Annotated in this window: 24 protein-coding genes; 17 read left to right on the plus strand and 7 right to left on the minus strand. The window is 67.9% G+C overall.

Features of this window, described 5'->3' with window-relative positions; genetic code table 11:
- Positions 1-18 precede the first annotated feature (18 nt).
- Together DFR69_RS25295 and DFR69_RS25300 are read left to right on the plus strand one after the other, a co-directional pair.
- A complete protein-coding gene (locus DFR69_RS25295; protein ID WP_110040138.1) occupies positions 19-1,440 on the plus strand; it encodes an aldehyde dehydrogenase family protein in 1,422 nt (473 codons plus the stop codon).
- Positions 1,441-1,527: 87 nt separating this feature from the next.
- The gene (locus DFR69_RS25300; RefSeq protein WP_110040139.1) at positions 1,528-1,953 is read left to right on the plus strand and encodes a hypothetical protein; all 426 of its coding nucleotides are present in this window, start codon (positions 1,528-1,530) and stop codon (positions 1,951-1,953) included.
- 426 nt (positions 1,954-2,379) lie between these two features.
- On the opposite strand, the gene DFR69_RS25305 is transcribed toward DFR69_RS25300, so the two are convergent.
- From DFR69_RS25305 to DFR69_RS25325, 5 genes are all read right to left on the minus strand, one after another.
- Positions 2,380-2,520 (minus strand): transposase, encoded by a 141-nt coding sequence (locus DFR69_RS25305; protein ID WP_186817336.1) that lies wholly within the window; start codon positions 2,518-2,520, stop codon positions 2,380-2,382.
- A gap of 295 nt (positions 2,521-2,815) precedes the next feature.
- Positions 2,816-3,754, minus strand: coding sequence for a hypothetical protein (locus DFR69_RS25310; protein ID WP_110040140.1), 939 nt, complete (start codon positions 3,752-3,754; stop codon positions 2,816-2,818).
- A 4-nt stretch (positions 3,755-3,758) separates the two neighbouring features.
- Positions 3,759-3,977, minus strand: coding sequence for a hypothetical protein (locus tag DFR69_RS25315; RefSeq protein ID WP_110040141.1), 219 nt, complete (start codon positions 3,975-3,977; stop codon positions 3,759-3,761).
- A 27-nt stretch (positions 3,978-4,004) separates the two neighbouring features.
- The gene (locus tag DFR69_RS25320; RefSeq protein WP_110040142.1) at positions 4,005-4,985 is read right to left on the minus strand and encodes an alpha/beta hydrolase; all 981 of its coding nucleotides are present in this window, start codon (positions 4,983-4,985) and stop codon (positions 4,005-4,007) included.
- 174 nt (positions 4,986-5,159) lie between these two features.
- Positions 5,160-6,401: a PucR family transcriptional regulator gene (locus tag DFR69_RS25325; protein ID WP_110040143.1), complete on the minus strand. Its 1,242-nt coding sequence runs from the start codon at positions 6,399-6,401 to the stop codon at positions 5,160-5,162.
- Positions 6,402-6,696: 295 nt separating this feature from the next.
- Here DFR69_RS25325 and DFR69_RS25330 point away from each other — a divergent pair, with 295 nt between their 5' ends.
- The 11 genes from DFR69_RS25330 (at position 6,697) to DFR69_RS25380 (ending at position 17,379) form a co-directional block, all read left to right on the plus strand.
- Positions 6,697-7,527: an MlaE family ABC transporter permease gene (locus DFR69_RS25330; RefSeq protein WP_110040144.1), complete on the plus strand. Its 831-nt coding sequence runs from the start codon at positions 6,697-6,699 to the stop codon at positions 7,525-7,527.
- Entirely contained in the window at positions 7,524-8,384 is an 861-nt protein-coding gene (locus tag DFR69_RS25335; protein WP_110040145.1) for an ABC transporter permease, read from the plus strand. Before DFR69_RS25330 ends, DFR69_RS25335 begins: the two co-directional genes overlap by 4 nt.
- A gap of 56 nt (positions 8,385-8,440) precedes the next feature.
- Positions 8,441-9,424, plus strand: coding sequence for an MlaD family protein (locus DFR69_RS25340; protein ID WP_244198453.1), 984 nt, complete (start codon positions 8,441-8,443; stop codon positions 9,422-9,424).
- Complete coding sequence (locus tag DFR69_RS25345; RefSeq protein ID WP_110040147.1) at positions 9,421-10,428, plus strand: MCE family protein; 1,008 nt, start codon at positions 9,421-9,423, stop codon at positions 10,426-10,428. The genes DFR69_RS25340 and DFR69_RS25345 overlap by 4 nt, the downstream gene beginning before the upstream one ends.
- Positions 10,416-11,453 (plus strand): MlaD family protein, encoded by a 1,038-nt coding sequence (locus tag DFR69_RS25350; RefSeq protein ID WP_110040148.1) that lies wholly within the window; start codon positions 10,416-10,418, stop codon positions 11,451-11,453. Before DFR69_RS25345 ends, DFR69_RS25350 begins: the two co-directional genes overlap by 13 nt.
- Before the next feature lie 11 nt (positions 11,454-11,464).
- Positions 11,465-12,529 carry an MlaD family protein gene (locus DFR69_RS25355; RefSeq protein WP_167456400.1) on the plus strand — a complete coding sequence of 355 codons (1,065 nt, stop codon included), beginning with the start codon at positions 11,465-11,467 and terminating at the stop codon, positions 12,527-12,529.
- Positions 12,526-13,593: an MlaD family protein gene (locus tag DFR69_RS25360; protein WP_110040150.1), complete on the plus strand. Its 1,068-nt coding sequence runs from the start codon at positions 12,526-12,528 to the stop codon at positions 13,591-13,593. Before DFR69_RS25355 ends, DFR69_RS25360 begins: the two co-directional genes overlap by 4 nt.
- Positions 13,590-14,549, plus strand: a complete 960-nt coding sequence (locus DFR69_RS25365) for an MlaD family protein (protein ID WP_110040151.1) — start codon at positions 13,590-13,592, stop codon at positions 14,547-14,549. Before DFR69_RS25360 ends, DFR69_RS25365 begins: the two co-directional genes overlap by 4 nt.
- A 22-nt stretch (positions 14,550-14,571) precedes the next feature.
- Positions 14,572-15,162, plus strand: coding sequence for a hypothetical protein (locus DFR69_RS25370; protein WP_244198454.1), 591 nt, complete (start codon positions 14,572-14,574; stop codon positions 15,160-15,162).
- A gap of 2 nt (positions 15,163-15,164) precedes the next feature.
- The gene (locus DFR69_RS25375) at positions 15,165-15,956 is read left to right on the plus strand and encodes an MBL fold metallo-hydrolase (protein WP_110040152.1); all 792 of its coding nucleotides are present in this window, start codon (positions 15,165-15,167) and stop codon (positions 15,954-15,956) included.
- Between the two features lie 112 nt (positions 15,957-16,068).
- Positions 16,069-17,379, plus strand: coding sequence for a lipase family protein (locus DFR69_RS25380; RefSeq protein WP_110040153.1), 1,311 nt, complete (start codon positions 16,069-16,071; stop codon positions 17,377-17,379).
- Positions 17,380-17,499: 120 nt separating this feature from the next.
- Here the strand turns inward: DFR69_RS25380 and DFR69_RS25385 are convergent, their stop codons facing one another.
- Complete coding sequence (locus DFR69_RS25385; protein WP_167456401.1) at positions 17,500-18,450, minus strand: helix-turn-helix domain-containing protein; 951 nt, start codon at positions 18,448-18,450, stop codon at positions 17,500-17,502.
- Positions 18,451-18,518: 68 nt separating this feature from the next.
- On the opposite strand from DFR69_RS25385, the gene DFR69_RS25390 reads away from it, so the two are divergent.
- The 4 genes from DFR69_RS25390 to DFR69_RS34185 all read left to right on the plus strand — a co-directional run bounded on the left by DFR69_RS25390 (position 18,519) and on the right by DFR69_RS34185 (position 21,802).
- Positions 18,519-19,733 carry a cytochrome P450 gene (locus DFR69_RS25390; protein WP_110040155.1) on the plus strand — a complete coding sequence of 405 codons (1,215 nt, stop codon included), beginning with the start codon at positions 18,519-18,521 and terminating at the stop codon, positions 19,731-19,733.
- A 16-nt stretch (positions 19,734-19,749) separates the two neighbouring features.
- Entirely contained in the window at positions 19,750-20,979 is a 1,230-nt protein-coding gene (locus DFR69_RS25395; protein ID WP_110040156.1) for a DUF445 domain-containing protein, read from the plus strand.
- Positions 20,980-21,009: 30 nt separating this feature from the next.
- The gene (locus tag DFR69_RS25400) at positions 21,010-21,396 is read left to right on the plus strand and encodes a limonene-1,2-epoxide hydrolase family protein (RefSeq protein ID WP_110040157.1); all 387 of its coding nucleotides are present in this window, start codon (positions 21,010-21,012) and stop codon (positions 21,394-21,396) included.
- 211 nt (positions 21,397-21,607) lie between these two features.
- A complete protein-coding gene (locus DFR69_RS34185; RefSeq protein WP_146229420.1) occupies positions 21,608-21,802 on the plus strand; it encodes a hypothetical protein in 195 nt (64 codons plus the stop codon).
- Between the two features lie 305 nt (positions 21,803-22,107).
- On the opposite strand, the gene DFR69_RS25405 is transcribed toward DFR69_RS34185, so the two are convergent.
- A complete protein-coding gene (locus DFR69_RS25405; RefSeq protein WP_208644050.1) occupies positions 22,108-23,508 on the minus strand; it encodes a lipase family protein in 1,401 nt (466 codons plus the stop codon).
- Between the last annotated feature and the right edge of the window lie 39 nt (positions 23,509-23,547).

Consider the following 23,547-nt stretch of genomic DNA (forward strand, 5'->3'; position numbering starts at 1 on the left):
GAGGTTCCGGAGGCCGTCATGCCCATCACCACCGCACCGATTCCCGAGACCGTCGCCGTCGCACGCGCCCGCTTCGACACCGGATGGACCCGCCCGCTGCGTGCCCGCGCCCATCACCTGCGAGCTTTGCGGCGCCTGCTGGTCGACAACGACGAGGCACTCACCGCAGCCCTCCACGACGACCTGCACAAGAACCCGACCGAAGCGCATCTGACCGAGATCGACGTCGTCGTCGCCGACATCGACCACACCCTGCGGCACCTGCGCCGCTGGGCACGCCCGCGCCGCCTCCCGGTACCGCTGGCCTTCGCCCCCGCCAGGGCCCGGATCCTGCCCGAACCCCTCGGTGTCGTGCTGATCATCTCCGCCTGGAACTACCCGGTCCAACTGCTGCTCGCGCCACTGGTCGGGGTGCTTGCGGCAGGGAACACCGCGGTCCTCAAACCCAGCGACCTGGCCCCGGCCACCTCCGCGCTGATCGCACGGCTGGTCCCGCGCTACTTCCCCGAACACACCGTGTCCGTCGTCGAAGGCAACTCCCGCCAGACCACCGAGCTGCTGACCCAACACTTCGATCACATCGTGTTCACCGGCGGCGGCACCGTGGGCCGGGTGGTCATGCGCGCGGCCGCCGAGCACCTCACCCCGGTCACACTCGAGCTCGGCGGCAAATCCCCGGCCTGGGTCGACGACATCGCCCACCTGCCGACAGTGGCACGCCGACTCGTCTGGGCGAAGTTCACCAACGCCGGACAATCCTGTGTCGCACCGGATTACGTCCTGACCACCCCGGACCGGATCCCGGTGATCATCGATGCCCTACGCACCGCGATCGCCGAGATCTTCGGACCCGACCCGCGCCACAGCAACGACTACGGGCGCATCGTCAACGACCGCCACTTCGACCGGCTCACCGGCTACCTCGACGGCACCGAGATAGCCATCGGCGGCGACCACGATCGCGCCGACCGCTACCTCGCGCCGACCGTGGTCACCTTCGCTCCCGACATCCCCACCGAGATCGGGCCCCAGGCGCGACATCCGCTGCTGGCCGAGGAGATCTTCGGCCCGATCCTGCCCATCATCGCCGTCGCCTCGCCCGAAGAAGCCATCCGCGTCATCAACGGCTGGGACAAACCCTTGGCGCTGTACGTGTTCAGCGACGTGCCGCGAGTGCGACGCCTGTTCGAGCAGCGCACGTCCTCGGGCTCGATCGTGCACAACGCGGCCCTGCTCCAAGTCGCCGGCCACACGCTGCCCTTCGGTGGAATCGGCGCCAGCGGCATGGGCGCCTACCACGGTCACTACTCGTGGCAGACCTTCACCCACGACAAACCGGTCCTTGCCAAACCTCGAACACCCGACACCCTGCGCTGGATCACCCCGCCCTACCACCCCCGCCGTGTGTGGTTGACCCGCCGACTCACGCGGCGCAGGTGAGCCACCAGCGGCTCTGGCTGCCGCGGCCACCGCCACGACACCGACCCGAACCACATGGAAGCCATCGCATACAGAAAGGAATCGACAATGACTCACACCATCACCCCACAAACCGCCCCGCCCCGCCGCAGATGGGACAGCCCGGTTCGTGCTCAGCGCGCGATTCAAGCCATCGGAGCGGCCGAACTGACCTATGGTCTGTCATTCTTCGCCCTACTGCTCACGGGATTCGTCGACGCGACCACAGGTGCCGTCGTTGCGCTCGGTGTCGTGGTCGGCTCGCTGGTCGGTATCGGCGGCGCAGCCATCGCGCGTGCGCGTCGGGTGGCCCAGTCGGTAGTCGCCGGGACCACCGCAGTTACCGCCAACGCGATATTGACAGTCACGGGAGTGGCGCTGCCTGTCGGCGGATGCCAATCGTTTTCGGCGGCCACAGGCATGCTCGTCCTCGGCGTAGTAGCCGCCGGTGCCCTGTCAGCGGTGACGATCGCGGTGGCCCGAGAGATTGTGTAGGCCGTGCTCCGGACGAATCGCAGCTTCCGTCTGACTGTCGCGCGAGGAACTCGGTTACGCATATGCCCCCGTACACTTCAGCACGGATCTGCACCTCCGCGGTGGTGGTGTTCCCATGTTCGCGGTGCCCTACCAGTCCTCCGGGGTGAACGCGACTGGCCTGGGCTTTCGTGATGAAACGTCCCCGGAATCATGAGGCAAATGGCGTTGAACTGCGGAAATAGCGTCGCAGGTTCGTGCCCTCGGCAGGGCACACAAAACATGGGCAACCGGAAAAAGCCTGGCCGTCGTGGATTCCTACACGGTCTAGCGACTTCGGTTCGCCGGTACCGATCCTATCGTGTTCCCATCTTGGACGTGCCCACGGCGGGGCGCATCCAAGGTGGGAACACGGGTGGCCTGGGAAGTCGAGTGGCCGACTGGTGATTAGGGCCGGTCCTGTAAGTCGTCGAGCCAGACAATAATCGCGGCGATGGTGAGTTCTGCCTGGTAGTAGACAGCACGTTTGGCGTAGCGAGTGGCCAGGTCACGGAACTGCTTGAGCCGGTTGAAGCATCGTTCGAACACTTTGCACGCAGGGTGTCGTGATGCGCAATGATGCTCGTGTGACGCACCGGCTGCCGCAGACTTTGCGCCGCCTCTTAACATAAGGTGAACGGAACCTGAACGGCAAGCGATGTCGATCTTGGTCGCGTCTTCCGGTAGTTGCGGAATCGTTATGTATTCATTTCGAGACTCGCGCTGACCGAGCGCGCCGAGCTGGTCCCGTGCATACAGCGATGCCGCCGGCGCGGGAGACACGTCGGCGGCATCTATCGTTCACGGCGCCCTTTCCGCGCGCCGGAGCGCCGGGAACGAAACCTCAGCTGTGCTGCGCGCGGATGGCTTGCAGCATGTCCTCGACCTCCGGGCTGGTCGCCGCGGCGGTCACTACGGCGTCGAGCTGATCGGCGTCCTTGGCGATGGTCGCGGCGACGCGCGACCGCGTGGTCGCGGGAGTGCCCGACAGTGCGGTCAGCAGTTCGCCGAGTGCGTGCTGCTCCGCGGCGACGCCGGTCAGCCGACGCAGTGCCGCGTCGTCGAGCGAATCGATCAACGCGGCCGTCGCGCGAGCCCGGTTCTCCGCACCCAACCGGGCCAGCACCGACAGCACGGCCAGGACCGCCGCGTCGGTATCGGTGGCGGCGGCGCGAAAGAGGGCGTCCCGGCGAGCGGGCGACAGTCGGCTCACCACCTGGTCGAGCTTGTCTGCGTCAGGAACCACAGCTACGGCGCACAGCAGCCCGACGTCGTCGGAGAGCCCCTGCGCGAAATCGTCGATCAGGGCGTCGGTCGCGTGCTCGACGAACTTGCCCGCGGTGGTGTAGTCGCGGCGAGCGAGCAATTCGGTGGCTGTGGGGATGAGCATTCCGCCGGAGAGCAGGGGGGCCAGCGCGGCGACCGTTCGCGGATCCAGATGCGGCGCGGCGTCGGCCAGATAGGTCGGAGGAAGCGTGGACAGGACGTGGGCCACTCGCTCGGGATGGGCCAGTCCGAGCGATCCGCCCGCGCGGCCACCCACCTCCGGCGGTACCGCGGCCACGGTGATCTTCGTCAGCAGCGTGTCGGGGACCAACGGTGAGAGTTTGGACAGTCGCGCGAACACTGGCTCATCGGCGTCGAAGAGCAGGCCGGAGAGGCGTTCACGCAGGACTCGCAGGTTCTGCGCGCCGAGCCGGGCCATGCTCTCGAGGTTGGCGGGGTCGGTCCGCAGGGTCCGTGCGAGCATGAGCAGCTGGTGGCGGGTGAGCAGGTCGGTCATGGCGCTACTTTCCGAACATGATCTTGCGAGCGGGAATTCGGACCAGCCGCGGCAGGAAGCCGAGGGTGTCGTCGATGGCGGTCTCCAGCTCCGCGCGACGCGACTGCCGCACCTTCAGATAGAGGGTCAGCACCGTGACCGCTTCTTCTGGGGTGAGCGCAGCGATGACATCGGCCGGTTCGCCGCCGAGTTCGGTGAGCAGGACCGTGGTGGCGTCGGACAAGTGGGGATCTCCTTCGGGTGGTGCGGATCAGGCGGTGCGGTCGATCGCCTTCGCGCCGACGGTGCGGTCGAGGAACCGGCCGATCTCGGCGACGGCGGATGCCGCTTCGGGTGTCACCGAGGCGGCGGCTTGGAAAACGTGGACCTCGTCGGCCCACAGCTGCAGCTCGCAGCTGACTCCGTGGTCGGCGAGGCGCTCGGCCATCAATTCGGCGTCTGGACAGACGGTTTCGGTCGTGCTTGCCTGGATCAGCACGGGTGGGAGGCCGGTGAGATCGCAGCGCGCGGGTGATTCCGGCACGGTGCCCTGCCCGGCATTCACCGCGAAGTCGCGGAACGCGCTTCGCATCTCACGGGGGAACACCGCGCAGGCCGAGGTGGGGCGGGGTGGCAGATCCCAGTCGGTGAGCGGCGACATCGCGACGACGGCGGCGGGCTGGGGCAGTCCCTGGCGGCGTAGCTCGATCGCCGTCATCAGGGCCAGGTAGCCGCCCGCCGAATCGCCCATGATCGTGATGTTCTCGGGGCGTGCGCCCTGGTCGAGCGCGTACCGATACCCCTCGATGCTGTCGGCGATCGAGACAGCGACGCTGTGCGCGGGCATTTTGCGGTAGGTCACGGCGAGAACCTCGGCGCCGAAGTCAGCGGCGATTCGGGCGGTCAGCTGCCGGTGCAGGTGGTTACCGCCGACCAGGAACGCGCCCCCGTGAAGGTAGACGATGTACCGCTCGTCCCTGATCTCGACGGGCTTGGTGAGGATCGCGGCGCAGTTCGGCAGGGCGACCGCCGCCCGGGTGACGCCGCGCGCCGAGGTCAATGGCCTGCCGAGCCAATCGACGAGGTGAAAGGGCCAGCGCCGGTCCGGCATGCGCATGACGAGCGCGATGATCGGTTTCACCGTGCACCGCAGTGTTCGCGACACGGCACGCGAGCGCAGACTGCCGCCAGGGAAGTCGGTGCGCAGGAGAAAGGGACGGTCGACGGGGTCGCGGTCGGACGACGAGATCATGTCAGCGCCTTTGCTGTTCGGGCACCGTCACCGTCGCTGGATGGGTCGGCCGCAATGCCCCTTGCTCGATGGGTCGAATGACAAGTATCGAGTCGGAAAATCCGTCTTGTCACTGCACGATGAGAAGAAAGGCGACACCACGATTTTGTGCCTGGAAACGAAAAACTCAGGTGGTCATTCGTTTTCCGCGCCACGCTGCGGTGGAAATAATTCGTACACCGTCAGGGCAGCCGCGAGCATCCGCGAATCATTGGGCTCGGACGGGTCGAAACCGGTCAGCTCGGCGACCCGGCGGAGCCGGTAGCTGAAGCTGTTCGGATGCAGGTGTACCGCGGCGGCTGCGCGCTTGCGGTCCCAGCCGAAGCGGATGTGCGCCTGCAGCGCCTCGAACAGATGCGGGTGTTCGAGCAGCGGCACGATGCGGGTTGCCAGCCGGTCGCGGGCCGGTCCCGGCCGGGTGAGCTGATATTCGAGCATCAAGTCGTCGAGGGTGTAGGTGCCTGCGGGCTTGCCGAGACTCATGGCCAGCTCGGACAGTTCGGCGATCTCGCGCACGGCCTCGGGTAATCGGGTCCTGGTCACGGCGTGGAACTCGATCACCACGACCGGCGCGTCCAGTTGCTGGGAGAGCTCGGTCGCCACATTGCCGTAGCGCACCGCGTCGGAACCGTCCGCCGGTGGGGGGAGCAGGACGTAGCCCGTGGTGCCGTCGAAGGTGTGCAGCGGGCTCAACCCGGACAGGTCGTTGAGCATTTCGCGCGCGAGCCGGACGCGGCGGCGCGCGAGCGCGTCCTCGGCGAGCAGGACGCGCCGGTCGCCGGCCGGAACCCGCACCGCGAGCAGGTCGTACTCGTCGGCGAGGGCGATATCGGCGCGAACGGCCAGTTCCTCGGCCGATCCGCCGTGCAGCAGCGCCGAGGACAATTCGCGCCGGGCTTCCCGTTCGGTGCCGAAGATGGACTGGACGACGTCGGAATGCGTTTCGGCCATGATGATGTTGAGGTGCTCCAGCAGGTCGAGCAGCAGGCTGGACAGGCTGATCAGATCGGGGAGATCCGCCGGCTGAGCCTGCGCCGCGATCTCCTGCCAGAAGCGGTGCACGCCGCCGAAGAACGCCTTGATCGCGATGCGCAGGGGAATGCGTTCCTCGGCCTGCCGCTCGACCACGGGGACCACCAGTGCCGCGATTTCGTCGGCGTCGATCTCGCGTTGCTCGTCGATCGCCCGCAGGACCGTGGCCACGACCGCAACGATCGACGGAACGACGTCCTCGGTGAAGTGTCCGGGCGGCAGCTGCTCGGTGCCCGGGATTTGCGCCAGGCCCGCGTCGAGCAGCTCGGTCGCCAGCTCGGTCAGCCGTGGCACGGCGCGGCTGATGAGTGGCGAGTCGAGATCGAGTGGACGAGCGGGCGACATGGGCAAATTGTGACGGTAAACGAGGACGACGCAAAATTCCCGTGAACTGGTCGGTTGACCGTTTGGCTTGTTGATACCACGAACGAGCTTGTGACCGGCCGATTAGTTTCGAGAGACTAATCGGGTACCGCCACGTTCTCGGCATCGTGCAGTGACAACACGTCGGAAACTTCCTTAGATTCGAACACCGTTCACGGTTATGGCCCGGGTCACCATTCGGGTGAGTTCGACGGAAGGCGCCGAAGCATTGGAGGAAGACCTCCGCAGCCGTATACCAGCGGTGGGGCCGACCCGGATGCCGACCTCGGCCCCCGGTCTGCCCGGACTGATCGGCAAGAACGTCACCGACACCATCGGCTCGTCGATCCGTACCCTCGGCCGCGCCATTGTGCTGGCCGTCTCGTCGGTGGCCGGCGCGGGCACCGATGTCCTCGGCCGTACCCTGCAGTGGCGCGAGATCCTCACGCAGGCATGGCGACTGGTGACGGTGACAGCGATCCCCGCGATCCTGATGGCGGTGCCCTTCGGCGTGATCGTCTCGGTGCAGGTGGGCAATCTGATCCACACTCTCGGCGCCGACTCGCTGCTCGGCGCCACCGGCGGCCTCGGCGTGATCAAACAGGGCGCGCCCATGGCGACCGGATTCCTGCTCGGCGGGGCAGGCGCCTCGGCCATCGCGGCCGACCTGGGCGCCCGCACGATCCGCGAGGAGATCGACGCGCTGCACACCATGGGCATCAGCCCCGTGCACCGCCTGGTCATCCCGCGCATGATCGCCATGGTTCTGGTGGCACCCCTGCTCAACATCCTGATCATCTTCGTCGGCGTGCTCGCCGGGTATCTGGTGGCGATCGGCGGGCAGAACGTGACGCCCGGCAGCTACTGGGCCACCTTCGGCTCCTTCACCACGGTCGCCGACGTTGCTGTTTCACTGGTGAAGGCGGTGATCTTCGGCTTCCTCGTCGTGGTGATCGCCTGTCAACGCGGGCTCGAGGCCAAGGGTGGACCGCGCGGCGTCGCCGACGCGGTGAACGCCTCGGTGGTGCTCTCGGTCGTCGCCATCGTCGTGGTCAACCTCGCGATCACGCAGGTGACCGCCATGTTCCTGCCGACGAGGCTGGCATGAGTTCCACCTACGCCCCGTGGGGGCTCGGCCGATTCGAGCGGTGGCGGCGCAACGGCGGGATGACCCGGCCGCTCGAAAACCTGGGCTTCGCACTGAGTTTCGTGTGGCAAGCGCTCTCGGCCGTCCCACTGACGCTGCGCCGCTACCGCGCCGAGACCATGCGCTCGATCTCCGGGATGACCTGGGGCAGTGGATCGGTGATCGTCGGCGGCGGCACCGTGCCGATGATGATCGTGCTCGGCCTGGCCATGGGCGGATCGGTCGCGGTCGAATCGTTCGCGACCCTGAACATGCTCGGCATGGGACCGGTGACCGGCCTCATCTCGGCCTACGCCACCACCCGTGAGCTCGCCCCGATCGCCGCCGCGATCGGGTTCGCCGCCCAGGCCGGCTGCCGGATGACCGCCGAGATCGGCTCGATGCGCATCTCCGAGGAGATCGACGCGATCGAGGCGCTCGGCCTGCGTTCGATCCCGTTCGTGGTGACCACCCGGGTGATCGCCGGCGCGATCGCGATCATCCCGACCTTCCTGATCGGCCTGATCCTGTCGTACCTGTCGTGCCGGGCGGTGATCACGATGGTGCACGGGCAGTCGGCCGGGGTCTACGACCATTATTTCTTCCAGTTCGTCACCGGATTCGACGTGGTCGCGGCGGTGGTGAAGGTCGCGATCTTCGCGACCGTGGTGATCCTGATCCAGTGCTATTACGGCTTCTTCGCGGCCGGTGGCCCACAGGGGGTCGGCATCGCCTCCGGCCGCGCGGTGCGCGCCAGCTTCGTCGCGATCATCGCCATCGACATGTTGTTGTCCATCGCGTTGTGGGGATTCAACGCCGCCATCGATTTCACGGGGTAGGGATGCCGAATTATGGATTGCCCGGGGTTTCCATCGGGCAGCGGGGGGCACTCGTGGTGAGCGCGGTGGCCGTGGTGGCCGCCGCGGCCGGCCTGCTCGGCTGGCAGGTCGCGACGCACGGGGAAGACGTGCAGGGCACCGAGATCGTGCTGCGCACACAGCGACTCGGCGACGGGATCGTCGTCGGAACCCGGGTGCGGGCCGACGGCGTCGTCGTGGGAAAGGTGACCGACATCGCGCCGCTGAGCCTGGGCACCCAGGCGATCACGCTGGACGTGGACCGATCGCAGCTCGACGGCATCGACGACAGCATGAAAGTCGACTACGGAACCTCGAACCTGTTCGGGATCAGCGAGATCCAGCTGCGTCCCGGCCGCGGCGGAGCGCCGCTGCGCACCGGGTCGGTGGTCGATCTGACCGGCCCGCGCGCCGCCGACGCCGTCGACGCGACGATGGGCAACCTGCTGCGCGGCCTGGCCACCGTCGGCGACCAGGCACTGGCCGCCCGGCTCGCTGTCGTGCTGGACCAACTCGCCACCGACACCAGGGCTTTCACCCCGCTGCTGCAAGCCATGGTGGTGACCGCGCGCACCGTCGCCGACAACCAGACGCTGCCACCGTCGTTCCAGCTCGAGCAGCTGGGCACGACCCTCGTGGGTGCGGGGCAGTTCGCGGGCGCGACCATCGACGTGATCGACCGGGTGACCCGAATCGAAGTTCTGCGAACCGGGCGGGCCCGCTTCGACGCCACGATCGACATGGTTACGCAGCAGTTGTTCCCCGGGCTGCAGACCATGCTGTATCACGCGAAGGAGCAGTTCCCAGCGTATGCCGCCATGGCGGTCCCGGTGCTGGACGCGGTGGGACGTGCCGTCCCCGACCCGCAGCGCAGCAGCGCGGAGCTGACCGCGCTGCTGGCGAATCTGCGCTCGGCGTTCACCGATACCGAGTCCGGCCCGGCGCTGAACGTCGATGTCGACCTGCGGATCGCGCCGGTGCCGATGATCCCGCTACTCGGCGGGCAGGTGGTTCCGCAATGACCTCGGTCAGCGGATCCGCCTGGCGGCTGGCACTTTTCGGCGCGGCGATGATCGCCGTGCTCGCCCTGGTCGTGACGGCCATCCAGCGGCCGGTCGCGGGCGACACCGTGGACTATCGGGCCGTGTTCACCGATGTCAACGGGTTGAAGACCGGTGACGACATCCGGCTCTACGGCGTGCAGGTCGGCAAGGTGAACGACATCTCACTGCGCGGCAGGGAGGCGGTCGTCGGCTTCTCGGTGCGCACCGGCACCTCCGTCCACGACAACTCGCGCCTGGCGATCCGATACCAGAACCTCACCGGCCAGCGCTATGTCGACCTGCAACAACCGGCGGCCCCGGCGGGACGGACCCCGGCCGGTGCCCTCATCGGCGTCGACCGCACCGTGCCCTCGTTCGACGTGACGACGCTGTTCAACGGACTGAAGCCGGTACTCGCGACGCTCTCGCCGGAAGCGCTGAACCAGTTCACCAGCAGCCTGCTCGCCGTGATCGAAGGCGACGGCAACGGCATCGGTCCCGCGCTCGCGGCCATCGGCACCCTCAGCGGCTACGTCGCCGACCGGCAGCAGCTGATCACCACGCTGATCAGCAACCTCGCCGGAATCTCCGACGCCCTCGGCGGTCGGTCACAGCACCTGGTGACGCTGCTGTCGAAGCTGGCCGACGTGTTCACCTCCCTTCAGATCAAGGTCAACGGATTGATCGACTTCGCGATGACCGCGCCGCCCGTGCTCGGCCCGGTGGACTCCCTACTGGCCACATTCGGCCTGACCGAGGACGAGAACCCCGACCTTGCGAATGCCCTGCGACAAGCCGTGCCCGATCCGGCTGCGGTGGCCGAGATCATCGGCAAACTGCCGTCGTTGCTGACCGGGCTGCGGATGGCGCTGCCCGCTACCGGCAGCGGTGTCGACAAGACCTGTACGAAGGGGGCGGCCGAGGTACCCGCGCCTGTCGCGATCCTGTTCGCCGGACAGCAGGTGTCGGTATGTCGCGGCTGAGCCGGACGATCGCCGGGATGCGGTCCGTCGTGACGAGCCGCGACGAGGCCGCCGTGCGGCGCACCGAACTGTGGGCAGGCCTGGCAGGCATCGTCGTGCTGATCGGCGCGCTGCTCGCGGTGGCCGCTCTGTACGCGGTGCCATTCGGCAAGCGGACCTATACCGCGCTGCTCCCCGAGGCACAGGCTGTCCGCGTCGGCGACGACGTGCGGCTGGCCGGCGTTCCGGTCGGCGCGGTGACCGGACTCGAACTCACCGACACGTCCGTGGAGATGACTTTCACCGTCGACGGTGACGTCTTCGTGGGCGCCCAGACCAGCCTGGACATCCGGATGCTCACCATCGTCGGCGGTCATTACGTCGCCCTCGTTCCCGCTGGCACCGATCCGCTGGGACAGACGCCGATTCCCACGGACCGGGTACGCCTGCCCTACAACCTGTCCCAGACCTTCCAGGACGCCGTCGAGCCGCTGCGGGCGATCGACGGCGATCAGCTGCGGGCGAATCTCGAGGCGCTGAGCGGTTCGATCACCGCGAGCCCGGAGGGGATCCGCGAAACCGTCGCCGGGATCGGGCAATTCGTCGCCGCGCTGGACAGTCAGCGCGTGGAGGTGAGCAAGGCGATCGCCATCGCCGACGAGCAGCTCGGCGCGGTCGAGCAGGCCAGGGGCGAGCTGGGCCGGCTGGTCGAGAAGATCTCGCTGCTCGAAACCATGTTGGCCGACAAGCAGAGTGAGGTCAGGGTCGCGGTGGAGCAGCTCGATCGGGTGGTCAGCAGGCTGGCCGGGGTCCAGCCCAGCTGGGAGTCGACGCTGCGGCCGATGGCCGTCAAGCTCGCCGACGCCGTGCCCGAGCTCATCGCGCTCGGCGACCGGCTGCAGCCGGTCATCGACGGGGTGCACGAGCTGGCTCAGCGGTTGAGCGCGCTGGTCCCGCCTTCGGGCGGGGTGAGCGTCGACCAGTCGGGGACCACGCTCGGCCCGGACAGCGCGGTGTGCGTTCCGGTGGCGGGACGGGTGTGCTGATGCTGCGCCGCATGCTCATCTCCCGCGGGTTCGTCTCCGTGCTGGCCGCGGTGGTGGTGGCGGTGGTGGCCGTCGCCGCCTACCTGCTGGTGCTGCGGCCACCAGTGGCGACCAAGTCGTACTGCGCCATGTTCCCCGACACGATCGGGCTCTACGTGGGCAACCACGTCACATTGCGCGGTATGGCGGTCGGCGAGATCACCGCGATCGACCCGCGCGGCGAGACGGTCCGGGTCGACTTCACCGTCGACGAACGTCACCCGGTCCCCGAGGACGCGGCGGCGGTCACCGTGTCCGACACGATCGTCGCGGATCGGCAACTGGCGGTCCTGCCCGGCCGTGATCCCGGGCGTACCCGTGACGAGAACGGCTGCATCACCAGAACTCTCACGCCCAAGAGCATGACCCAGACCCTCGATGCCGTGGCCGGGCTTGCCGCGCAGACCCTCGGTCCCGAATCCGGCACCAGGGACGCGCTGCGGCGCGGGCTGGCCGCCCTGGACAGCGCCACGGCGGGCACCGGGCCCGAGATCAATGCCGGGATCACCGATCTCGCCGCCCTGCTGGACAGTCCCGACGCCGCGATCGGCCGCCTGGGCGGCCTCATCGACTCGCTCGCCGCGATCTCGGGCAGCGTGGCGCAACGGTGGGGTGACATCCGGCTGATGCTGACCCGGCTGGCCACCGTGCTCGACCAGGTGAACAACCAATTGTTCAGCCGCACGGTGGAAATCATCGACGGGTTCCAGCGGGTGCTGCCGATGCTGAACGAGATCACCTCGATGTTCGGCGATCCGATCTTCCGGGTGCTCGACGCGTCGATCCCACTCGTGCGGCTGATCCGGGTGAACGTGGACACGCTGCGTGACATCGTCGTCCGGGTGCCCGTGCTGGCCGCCGCCGCCCAGTCGGTCGCCGATCCGGCACGCGGGCTGGACTACGCGCCGCCTGCGGTCGCGGTGCCGCCGGAGGTCGCGGCCCAACTGTGCGCCCTCGGTGGGGCGCCGGACTGCGCGTCGGATCCCGGACGTATTCCGTTGTCTCGATTGGTATTCGGATTGGTGGGAGCACGATGAGGGACACGATCGGGACCCGGCGGCGACGCGCGCTCGCGGCGGTGGCCGCGGCGGTCGCGCTCGTGGCGACGGGGTGTGCGTTCGACCCCGCGACCGTGCCGGTGCCGGGCACCGGCGTCGACGGCGCCACCTATCCGGTGCGCATCGAGTTCGCCAACGCGCTCAATCTGCCTGCCCGTGCCAAGGTGATGGCCGACGGCGTGCGCGTGGGCACGGTAGCCGACGTCGCCGTGGTCGACGGTGCGAGCGGCGGCTATGTCGTCGTCACGACCGAGATCACCGAATCCGTGGAGCTGCGTACCGACACCGTCGCGCAGCTGCGCCAGAACACCGTGCTCGGCGACATCCACATCGAGCTGACATCCACTCCGGGCGGGCAGGCGCCCCGGGTGCAGCCCGGCGGCGTGATTCCCCGGGCGCAGACCAGACCGGCCAGCCAGATCGAGGACACCCTCGCGGGGATGTCGACGCTGGTCCAGGGTGGCGCGATCACCCGCTTCCAGGACATCGTCGATCAGCTCAACACCGTCTTCCCCGAAGACCCCGCCGAGACCCGCCGCATCGCCCAGGTGATCGGGGCCGACTTCCAGGACCTGGCGGCCAACCTGCACGCGGCCGACACGTTGCTCGACGGCATGAGCCAGACGGTCGGCGCGGTCGACGCCAGGAAGGACCGGCTCGCCGAGTTGCTCACCGAACCCGGGGTGGCGCAGGCCTCGGCGTCGGTCGCCTCGATCGTGAACGTCGTCGGGGTACTCGGCGCGCTCGGCGGGGTAGCGCACTCGCTGGCCTGGCTGGCCCCCCTGGCCGCGTCGGGCGACGCCGCCGCCAAGGCGTTCGTGCCGCTGGCACTCACCGGGCGCCCCCTCGATCTGTCGGCGCCGTCGAACCTCAACGCGCTGGTCGCGCTGATCCGGGATCGGATCATTCCCTTCTTCGAGCGCGGACCGAAGCTGAACGTCACCGGCGCGCGGGTCACCAGCGGCCAGGACGGACCGGTGAGCACCGACGATCAGGTGGCCTCGATCGTGGCGGCGCTGCGGATGATCGGCGCGGTGCGATGAAGGCGGGACCGCTGCTGTCGCTGCTCGGCATCGCGGTGATCACCGTGGTCGGCGTCGGCTACCTGACCTTCGGCGTGGTGCGGTTCGAACCGACGCGGGAGGCGATCGGCGCCACCATCGAGCTGCCGGACGCGGCGGGGCTGCAACCGGGTTCGCCGATCCTGCTGCGTGGCGTCGAGGTCGGTTCGGTCGATGCCGTGCGGCGGGTGCGGGGGCTGGTCGAGGTCGGTTTCCGCGTCGACACGCGCTACCGGATCCCGCTCGACAGCACGGTGTTCATCGAATCGCTGTCCGGCCTCGGCGAGCCCTACGTCGTCTTCGCACCCGAGTCCGCCGATGGCCCGTTCCTGCGGGACGGCCAGCGGCTGGCAGGGGAGAAGATCCGCGCGCCACTGTCCATCGCGGCGGTGGCCCGGCTGATCACCGAGGCGATGGAACAGCTCGACCCGGCCGTCCTGGATCGGCTGGTCGCCACCGCGGAGGCGGCGCTGCGCGACACCGGGCAGCTGGTGCCGGGGATGGCGCGGTCGAGCGATCTCATCGCGGCCATGCTGATGAGCCGTTCGGCCACCTACGGCCGCCTGCTCACCGATCTCCAGCAGGTCGTCCCCGATATGGCGTGGACCGGCCCCGCGTTCTCGGCCGCCGCGCCGAAGTTCGTCGAGTTCGGGCAGCGGGTCGACGAGATCGCCCAGGCCGTTCAGCGCCTGGTCCGCACGGGAGAGACGCCGGAGATGTATGTCGAGGGCAACGGCTTGGTGCCGTTCCTCGACAAGCTGACCGACTGGATCGATCGGGCCGGCCCGGAGATCGCACCGCTCGCCCCCGCCCTGCAACCACTGGCCGACGCCGCGACCGCCTCGCTGGGCGGACTGGATCTGAGCGCGCTGATCGGATCGGCGGCCGCGGCGAGTGAACCCGCGGGTGCGCTGCACCTGCGCATCAATGTCAAATAGCCGCAAACGATTGAGGATCGAGATGACCGCGCAGACCCTGCCCGCACCCAGCCCGACCGACGAGGAGCCCGCCGAGCGTCGCCCTGCCAGAAGGCAGCTGACCCTTCCGGTGTCGACGCTGCTGACCGGGGCGCTGGCGGTGTTCGGCATCCTGGCCGGCGTGTGTTTCGCGGTGCTGTGGGTCAACGCGCGCGCCGACCTGAATTCGCTCCAGCGGGACGCGGCGGACGACCTGCGGGCCGAGCGGGTGGCCACCGACTACGCCGTCGGTGCGTCCCAGGTCGACTATCGCGACGTCGACTCGTGGGTGGGCAGGCTCAAAGCGGGTACGTCCACCACGCTCGCCGCCAAGTTCGACGCCACCGCACCGAAACTGAAGGACATCCTGGTCCCGATGCAGTGGACCTCCACTGGATCCGCGTCCAGCGCGAAGGTGGCCTCGAGATCGGCGGAGGTGTTCCTGGTCGACGTCTACGTCGAGGTGGACTCGACGAGCGCGCAGACCACCGAAAAGACCCGCACCACCGTCCACTACGCGGTCACCGTCGACGCGGGTAGCGGCTGGCAGGTCGTCGACGTGGGTGGCGCCGGCGGCGCGCTTCCGCTGAAGTAGCCGTGCGCGTCCATCATCTCGACTGCGGCCCGATGATCGGCGGCCTGGTCGATCACTGTCTGCTGATCGAGACCGCGCGCGGGTTGGTCTTGGTCGACACCGGCTTCGGCAGCGCGGATGTCGCCGATCCCGCCCGGCTCGGGTGGTCCCGGCGCCTGTTCCGTCCCCGTCTCGATCCCCGTGTCACCGCCCGCAGCCAGATCGAGAGCTTCGGCTATCGGGACACTGATGTGACCGACATCGTGCTGACCCATCTCGACTACGACCACGCGGGCGGACTCGCCGACTTCCCTGCGGCGCGAATCCATGTGCACGGGCCGGAATTGCGGGCCGCGCAGTCGCCGCGCTGGGCGGAGCGACCGCGCTATCGTCCGGCGCAGTGGGAGCACGGTCCCCGCTGGGTCGTGAACGAAGCGGAGGGATCGGACACGTGGTTCGGGCTCGACGCGGTTCGCGCGCTGCCGGGCCTCGGCACCGACATCCTCGTCGTGCCGCTCTACGGGCACACCCGCGGCCATGTCGGCGTCGCGGTGAACACGCCGGCTGGTTGGTTGCTGCACGCGGGCGACGCCTTGCTCACCACGCGTGATCTCGATGATCCGGTGCGCCGGATGATGGTGGCCTGCTACGGCGGTCCCGGCCTCCGGGCGGCCGCCGCGCGCTGGAACAACACCCGCGCGCTTGCGGACCTCACGCGGCGGGAACCCGCGGTGACGGTGTTCACCGCACACGATCGACAGATGTTCACCACGTTGCGGACGAGGGCGACCGGTGCCGGAGATCGCGCATCGTGAGAACTCAGGGGTGCGGGATTCTCCTCATCGTGCAGTGACAGGAACCGTTGCGTTCCAGAACAATTGCATCGAGGCCGGGACCAATGGGGGTTGCGGTCGGGAAGGATCCGAGATGACCGTCGACGTCGATATCCACGAGGAATTCGTCCCCGTCGAACCGCTGCGCTTTCCGCATCCAGGGCGGACGCTGCGCCCCGAGGACGATCCGTTCCACACTCCGCCGCGGGGGTGGGAGATGACGGCGCCCGGCTCGGTCCTGCACAGCAGGCCCGTCACGATCTCCGCGTTCGGGTTGATCCGCCAGTCCATCACGGCCTGGCAGCTGCTCTACCGCACCGCGGATCTCGACGGCAGGCCCGATACCGCGGTGGTGACCGTGCTGGTGCCGGCGCACGAGACGGGCAGGTCGCCGCGGGTGCTGAGCTTCCAATGCGCGATCGACGCCGTGTCGTCACGGTGTTTTCCGTCCTACGCGCTGCGGCACGGGAGTCGCGCGCTAGGTGCGGTGCCGCAGTTCGAGCTGTTCCTCATCGGTGGCGCGCTCGCGCGCGGCTGGGTCGTCGCGGTACCCGACCACGAAGGCATGCTCGGCGTGTTCGGCGCGCCCCGGGAGCCGGGATATCGATCCCTCGACGGCGTCCGCGCCACCCTGGATTTCGCCGAACTCGGTCTGAGCCCGGAGACGCCCGTCGGGTTGTTCGGGTACTCCGGCGGCGGCATGGCCACGTCCTGGGCGGCCGAGATGGCCGACTCCTACGCACCCGAACTGGCCATCGTCGGCGCGGCCGCCGGATCACCGGTCGGTGATCCCGCCTCGACCTTCCTGCGGTTGAACGGCTCGGTGTTCTCGGGCCTGCCCGGCTTGGTGGTGCACGGATTGCGCCGCGTCTCACCGGCTCTCGACGCCGTCCTCGACCGCTCCGCCTCCACCGCCGCGCAACGTCGGCTGGCCGGATTGGCCGACCGGACCACCATCGGCGCGGTGTTCAGCGCTCCGCTGACGGACTGGGACGACCTGACCACCGAGCCGCTGGCCGATGTGCTGGCGCAGCCGGAGATCGTGGCACTGATGCAGAGCCTGCAACTGGGTACCCACAAGCCTTCGATGCCGATGTTCGTCGTGCAGAGCGTGCGCGATCCGCTCATCTCGGTGGACGACGTCGACGGCCAGGTTCAGCGCTATCGCGCCGCCGACGTCCACGTCACCTACCTGCGCGACCGCCTCAGCGAGCACCTGTCACTCGCCGTGTTCGCCACGCCGTTGATGTTCGACTGGCTCGATGACCGCTTCGCCGGGCGTCCGCTCCCGGAACCGAGCACCGAGACGGTCACCACCGTGCTCGCACGGCCCGGCGTTCTGACCGGTCTGTGGCGTCTGCTCTGCCAGAGCCTGCGGATCCTCGGCGGCCGCCGTCCTCGTTGACACAGGACGCTCAGTCGCTGTGCCGTGCGCTGCCCAGGGCCCGTGCTCTCCCGGCAGCCACGGGCGGCGGCGCGGTCCGGTGCCGATCGCCACCGGTCACGCTGCGGAGCTGAAGCGCAGCTACGCACCGGAGCTCGATATCGTCGGTGCGTCTGTTCTCCCGGACCTGGGTGGCCACCTCGTACCTGTGCGCGAGGGGATCGAGCGCGCGGAGTCGGTGAGAGCTCCGAGATAGTGATCGCGTTCCTCGCGGGTCACCGCGGAACGCAGTGGGCCGATCAGCAGTTCGGCGGTGGGTTCGCCGTGTTCGTGCAGCACGGCGGCGGAGATATAGCTGATCGGTAGGGCAGTGTCGTCGTCGAGGTCTGCGGGCCGATAGGGGTGGCCGCTGATGCCGCCGAGCAGGGCCAGAACTCGTTCGCGCAGGATGTGGCTGTTCGGAGTGTGATCGAGGTGTTCGACCACGTCGGCCAGTACGTCGAGGGTGGTCAGGCTGTGTGCGTCCACACCCCACACCGCCGCGCCCATCACCCGGATGTCGGCCAGCAAGGTCTCGTACTCGGTCCGGTGCTCGAGATCTGCCGCGGCGAGCCATCTTTCGCGGGAACTCTGATCGGAGTGGGCGATGATGGTCGCGGCCGCCGGTGGGATCAGGGGCAGGTGGGTGCCGATCGATATGCCCGCGGGAATTCGGCCGCGGTTCTCCACGACGATGGCGAATCGGACCTCGGCGCCGTGGACCTCGAGCAGCGCCGCGCCGCAGTCGACTTCGCGAGCGAGTCGGCGCAGTGCGGAATGGCGTGGGTCGGGGTCGTCGCGGTGGTGTGTGCCGCGATCGGCGGTGCGCCACAAGGCCGGCCCCAGCTCGTAGGACAGGTCCGCCCGCCGGGTAACCCACTCGTGGCCTTGGAGTTCGGTGAGCACATTGCCGACGGTGGAACGTGAGAGCCCGAGGCGGTCCGCGATCTGCGCGGAGGTGCGCGGTGTTTCCTCGGCCAGGAGTTCGAGCACCGCGATGACTCGCCGGGTCGGCGGCGAGGTCTCCGCTGCCGGTGTCTTGTCAGATGGCACAACGCCCCCTACAGTGTCCGAGCCCAATATTTGGGTCACATGATACGAGTATCTGTATTGGAGGCTCAATGACTGCGCCGAACCTGCTCGATGTCACTGATATCGACGGCATCGATTTCGCTTTCGGGGAAATCCCGGACCTGCACACCACGCTCGCCGACCTGCGCTCGCGTCGCCCCTACGCGATCGTGCCTTTCGCGGGAGTGCGGGCGGTGCTCCTGCTGACCAACGAACTGGTCAGCGCCGCGTTCAAGGACGAGCCGACCTTCCCCGCGGCGGCGATCTACCGCATGACCACGGGGCCGGTTCTCGGTCGCACCCTGCAATGCATGGAGGGCACCGAACATCGCATCGCCCGCGGAGTGGCGACTCCGCCGTTCCGGCGCAACAAGGTCTCGGCGTTCATCGAGCCGATCCTGGAACCGCTCGCGCACGAGCTGATCGACCGCTTCGCTGGACGTGGTCACGCGGAGCTGGTCGCCGAATTCACCACCAAATACCCGGTGCTGGTGATCAGCCGTCTGCTCGGGTTGCCGGTGCAGGACGAAGCGACCGTGCACCGGTGGGCCCACGATCTGTTCTATTTCCCGATGGACCCGGAGGCGGCGATGCGCGCTTCGCGGGAATTCACCGATTATGTGACCCCGATCCTGGCCGAGCGCCGCCGCGAACCCGGAGACGACCTGATCTCGATGCTGGTCACCGAGTCCGCGGAAGGGGAGTACCTCGACGACGAGCAGGTGTTGTCGTTCCTGCGGCTGCTGTTCCCCGCCGGCGCGGACACCACGATGCTGGCCTTGGGCAACACCCTCTCGGCGCTGCTGACCCACCCGGATCAAATGGCGCTGCTCGAATCCGATATCGACGAGCACACCGCCTGGGCGATCTGGGAGGGCTTGCGCTGGGAGCCGCCGGTCGGTTTGCTGCCGCGGGCCTGCCCGGAGGCGGTGGACTGGCACGGAATCCCGATTCCGCCGCTGACCCCGATGATCTTCTCGATCAACGCCGCGCTGCGCGACCCCGCGGTGTTCGAGCGTCCCGACGAATTCGACATCACCCGGCGCCAGATGACGATGCTGGCCTTCGGTCAGGGACCGCACAGCTGTGCGGGCAACTGGCTGGCCATCGCGGAGTTGACCGTCGCGCTGCAGGTACTGCTGCGGCGCCTGCCCGGACTCCGGCTCGACGAAGGCGCGAGCGAGGACGCGCGGGTGGTCAGCCAGGTCGGTACCGCACTGCGCGGTCCCAACGCCTTGCGTGTGTCGTGGAACCGGTGCGTGTGAGAGTCTCGGGCGCCCGATGATCGCCGATCTGGCCGCGAACTTCACCGAGAACTGGTTGCTGTACGCCTCGATCCCGTTGGTGGCGGCCTTCATCGGGTGGGTCACCAAACTGGCGGCCGTCGAGATGTTGTTGCGGCCGCTGGAGTTTCGCGGTATCCCGCCGTGGCTCGGCTGGCAAGGCGTCGTCCCGCGCGCCGCGCCGCGTATGGCATCGATCGCCATCGATCTGATGTTCTCGCGGCTGATCGACCCGCAGGAGATCCTGCGGCGCATCGACGTCGAAGAAATGACCACGAATCTGCGGGAACCCCTGGACGCCATGGTCGACCATCTGGTCGAAGAAGTGATGCGCAGCCAACAGCCGCAGATGTGGGCCGCCGCCCCCGACTTCGCCAAACAGGCTCTCGTGCATCGCATCAAACGAGACCTGCCTGCCATGATCGAGGGCCTCGTCGATGATCTGCGCACCTATCTGGACGACATCGTGGATTTGCGCGCCATGGCCACCGACGCGCTCACCCGGGACAAGGCGCTGCTGGTGCGCATGGTGCGCCGCGTAGGCGATCATGAACTGCGGTTCATCGTCCGTTCCGGGTTGTTGTTCGGCTTCGTGCTCGGTCTGGTGCAGATGATCACGTGGGCGTTCACCGAGTCCACCTGGCTCATGCCCGCCTTCGGCGCGCTCACCGGGCTGACCACCGACTGGCTGGCCTTGCAGATGATCTTCCGGCCGATACGGCCCCTGCGTGTGGGCCCACTCACGATCTGGCAGGGCATGTTCCATCGCCGCAGAGCGCAGGTGAGCGAGGACTACATCACCCTGGTGACCACCGAGATTCTCTCACCCGCAGTCATTCTCGACGGGGTATTGACCGGCCCGCGCAGTGACCGCGTGACCGAACTGCTGGCCCGCCACATCGGCGCCTTCATGGACTCCCAAGCCAGGCCAGTGCGGCGATGGACGACCGCGGTCTGCCTCGATGATGGCTACGCTGCCCTCAAAACCGAACTCAACGACCGCATCCTGACAATCCTGCGGCAATCCACCCACGCGTTGGACCCGCATGCCCTCGACGCCCTGGGGCTACGAGAAACGCTCGACGGCAAGCTCGCCCAGCTCACAGACCAGGAATACGAAGGGCTGCTGCGCCCCGCGTTCAAACAGGACGAATGGAAGCTGGTCGCCATCGGTGCGGTCCTTGGCTTCCTCGTCGGCGAACTCCAGGTCCAGTTGCTGCTCACCTGATCTGCCCGAACAATCGAAAGAGACTCTGCCGTGACCCTCGAGAACAACCCCGATCCCGGAAGCCTCGTCGCCGCGTTCTGCGCCCTGTGGGCGCATGGCAGTGCCGATGAGCTCGCCGAGTACTTCACCGACGACGCGATCTACCACAACATCCCCATGTCCGCTGTCACCGGAAGAAGCGCGATCCGCGACTTCCTGGCCGGGTTCATCGGAGCCTTCGGCGGCATCGAATTTCACATCCGACACCAGGTCGCCGAAGGCAACCTGGTCTTCAATGAACGTGTCGACACCTTCCGGCTCGCTGAGCAGACCATCGAACTGCCGGTGACGGGCGTCTTCGAGATCGCCGACGGGCGAATCCGTGCCTGGCGCGACTACTTCGACATGGCACCACTGACCGCGGCCATGAGTAGCTGACCGCACCGCGTTCTACCGCGGGACTGTTCGAACTGGCGACGAAAGGCCCATCAATTGCACGTTCCTTCCACCATCCGCGTACGGCCGTGTGGGTGATGGTGTTGAATCGATCTGCCACTACGCCGAAGCGGGCGTGGTACGCGAGTGCCTTTCTCTGCCGGTCTCGAGCCGATATAGCGGACAGTATTCCGCGCTGTCTCCAGGAGAATTCATGCACAATCCGCAGTATTTGACTGATGTCCACGACAACGGAGTGATCACCGGTTTGCGCAATCCTCACCTACGAGCGCTGTGTGTCCACGCGAACGGCCTGTCGCAGGCCTCGCTCCTGAGACTCACGGCAGAAGCCGAAATTCTGCGCCGAGCAGAAGGGTTCGAAACCGGCGACCGTATCCCCGAGCTGTGACAGTGCACAATCGGTGCGAGGTGGCGGCAATGCCTCGAGCCGTCGACACTGCGGCCCTACAGATTCCGCTTCCGCGGTGAGGCCGCAGCAAGCCATCGGCGGGCACAGGCGATGGTCCATGCCATCGCCGCCCGGCGGGTCGAGGCACGCCGACACGATCTCGGTGGCGGGGGGCTCAATGGCCCGGCCGCTGGAACACGAAGTGCGCGACGGATCGCAGATCATGCTGTCGGTGTAGCGGGACCGCGCCGGGTGTCAGATCAGCACAGTGATCCGGAGTTGACCGTGGAGCAGTTCGTTGTTGATCATCGCGGCCCTGCGATCGCTGCGGCCACGCCACCGACGAAGTCTTCGCCGAGCGCGGTCAGCGCCTCCGGCGTGGCGATGGTGGGGCCGGTCTGGGTGTCGCAGCCGGCCGGGCGGTCTTGTCGCGCAACTCGTTCTGTGAGCCAGGCGAAGGCCGCTGGGGCACCGGTGCCCCACCCGAAGGTGTGGGCGGAAACCGTCGACGGCGTCGTATCGCGCCGATAGGTGACAGCGGTGCCGGATCGGCAGTACCGGTCGACGAGGGCATCCAGGGAGCCGATCGTGCTCAGCTCGTCGTCGACACTGTTGTAGATGTAGAGCGGCGCTGTCGGTGCCGCCGTGCCCAGAGCACGTTCTGCCAGCAGTGCAGCGACCAAGGGGTCGGCGAGCAGATCGTCGACCGAGCGTCCGAGGTCGCCACCGAAATCGCGGAAGCCGAAGCTCAGCAGATTCTGTGGGGTGCAGTTGAGCGCGGCCTGGGTCATCATCGCCCGTCCGCTGTCGGTGAGCCAGCCATCCAGCTTGGCCGCGAGTTCGGGTGAATCCTGGCGCAGTCCGGCCAATCCCACCGCGACGAGACCACTCACCGGTGAGTTGTTGCCATTACGAAGTGCTGCGGCGAAGTCCGCCACCGGTGCGCCGATCGCCATTCCGGCGATCGGGATTTCCGGGGCGTACCACGGCTGCACCTCGGCGGCCCATGCGGTGGCGATGCCGCCGCCGGAGTATCCCCACAGCGTGGCGGGCACGTTCGCGTCGATAGGACCGAGTTCGGTGAAGTTGCGGACCGCGCGAATACCATCCAGCGCCGCGAATCCGGGCTCGCGTGGGCTGAGGAAGTTGTTGCGCAGACCGCCCAGGTCGGGTACTGACACCGCCCAGCCCTGCCGGAGCCCCGCCGCGATCATCGCAGATTCGGATGCCGTCGTGGACAACGCGACAGGGCCTCCCTGGCCGTCGAAGCTCAACCATGGCGCGCCACCGCGCAGCACCGTCGAGGGCATGCATTCCGGAGCGATCGCGTCGATCATGCTGTCGTAGGACAGAACGGCCCGCGGCGGCGCCTCACCAGCCGCGAGGACGGTCGTGACCGCCGCGTACGGTGAGCCGTCGGCGGCAGTCGTGCGATACAGCAGCTGCCAGGCATGCACTCGCATGGGGACCAGCTGCAGCGCGACAGCCTCGATCGGCCGCCACCGCAGGATCGCCCCGGGCTCGACGGATTCCAGATCCCACGGCACATCGAAGAACGCGTCGGTGGTGTTCGGTGTCGCCGAGGCGGGCATCGGTGCCGAGGTCGACCAGGCGACCCCGACGCCGACCACTGTCGCCATCGTCGCGACGCAGCCGACCACTCGGCACCCCACTGAACGGGCCCGGTCCCACGAAATGTTCCCCATGCCCGACAGGCTAGAACGCGTTCCTGTTCTGTGAAGCGG

This window comes from Nocardia neocaledoniensis (assembly GCF_003182135.1).
Taxonomy (GTDB): domain Bacteria; phylum Actinomycetota; class Actinomycetes; order Mycobacteriales; family Mycobacteriaceae; genus Nocardia; species Nocardia neocaledoniensis.

Bases quoted from the DNA above. Each gene is read 5' to 3' on its own strand.
- DFR69_RS25295 (WP_110040138.1), top strand. From the start codon at position 19: ATGCCCATCACCACCGCACCGATTCCCGAGACCGTCGCCGTCGCACGC.
- DFR69_RS25300 (WP_110040139.1), top strand. From the start codon at position 1,528: ATGACTCACACCATCACCCCACAAACCGCCCCGCCCCGCCGCAGATGG.
- DFR69_RS25310 (WP_110040140.1), bottom strand. From the start codon at position 3,754: ATGACCGACCTGCTCACCCGCCACCAGCTGCTCATGCTCGCACGGACC.
- DFR69_RS25320 (WP_110040142.1), bottom strand. From the start codon at position 4,985: ATGATCTCGTCGTCCGACCGCGACCCCGTCGACCGTCCCTTTCTCCTG.
- DFR69_RS25325 (WP_110040143.1), bottom strand. From the start codon at position 6,401: ATGTCGCCCGCTCGTCCACTCGATCTCGACTCGCCACTCATCAGCCGC.
- DFR69_RS25330 (WP_110040144.1), top strand. From the start codon at position 6,697: ATGCCGACCTCGGCCCCCGGTCTGCCCGGACTGATCGGCAAGAACGTC.
- DFR69_RS25335 (WP_110040145.1), top strand. From the start codon at position 7,524: ATGAGTTCCACCTACGCCCCGTGGGGGCTCGGCCGATTCGAGCGGTGG.
- DFR69_RS25345 (WP_110040147.1), top strand. From the start codon at position 9,421: ATGACCTCGGTCAGCGGATCCGCCTGGCGGCTGGCACTTTTCGGCGCG.
- DFR69_RS25350 (WP_110040148.1), top strand. From the start codon at position 10,416: ATGTCGCGGCTGAGCCGGACGATCGCCGGGATGCGGTCCGTCGTGACG.
- DFR69_RS25355 (WP_167456400.1), top strand. From the start codon at position 11,465: ATGCTCATCTCCCGCGGGTTCGTCTCCGTGCTGGCCGCGGTGGTGGTG.
- DFR69_RS25360 (WP_110040150.1), top strand. From the start codon at position 12,526: ATGAGGGACACGATCGGGACCCGGCGGCGACGCGCGCTCGCGGCGGTG.
- DFR69_RS25365 (WP_110040151.1), top strand. From the start codon at position 13,590: ATGAAGGCGGGACCGCTGCTGTCGCTGCTCGGCATCGCGGTGATCACC.
- DFR69_RS25370 (WP_244198454.1), top strand. From the start codon at position 14,572: ATGACCGCGCAGACCCTGCCCGCACCCAGCCCGACCGACGAGGAGCCC.
- DFR69_RS25380 (WP_110040153.1), top strand. From the start codon at position 16,069: ATGACCGTCGACGTCGATATCCACGAGGAATTCGTCCCCGTCGAACCG.
- DFR69_RS25390 (WP_110040155.1), top strand. From the start codon at position 18,519: ATGACTGCGCCGAACCTGCTCGATGTCACTGATATCGACGGCATCGAT.
- DFR69_RS25395 (WP_110040156.1), top strand. From the start codon at position 19,750: ATGATCGCCGATCTGGCCGCGAACTTCACCGAGAACTGGTTGCTGTAC.
- DFR69_RS34185 (WP_146229420.1), top strand. From the start codon at position 21,608: ATGCACAATCCGCAGTATTTGACTGATGTCCACGACAACGGAGTGATC.
- DFR69_RS25405 (WP_208644050.1), bottom strand. From the start codon at position 23,508: ATGGGGAACATTTCGTGGGACCGGGCCCGTTCAGTGGGGTGCCGAGTG.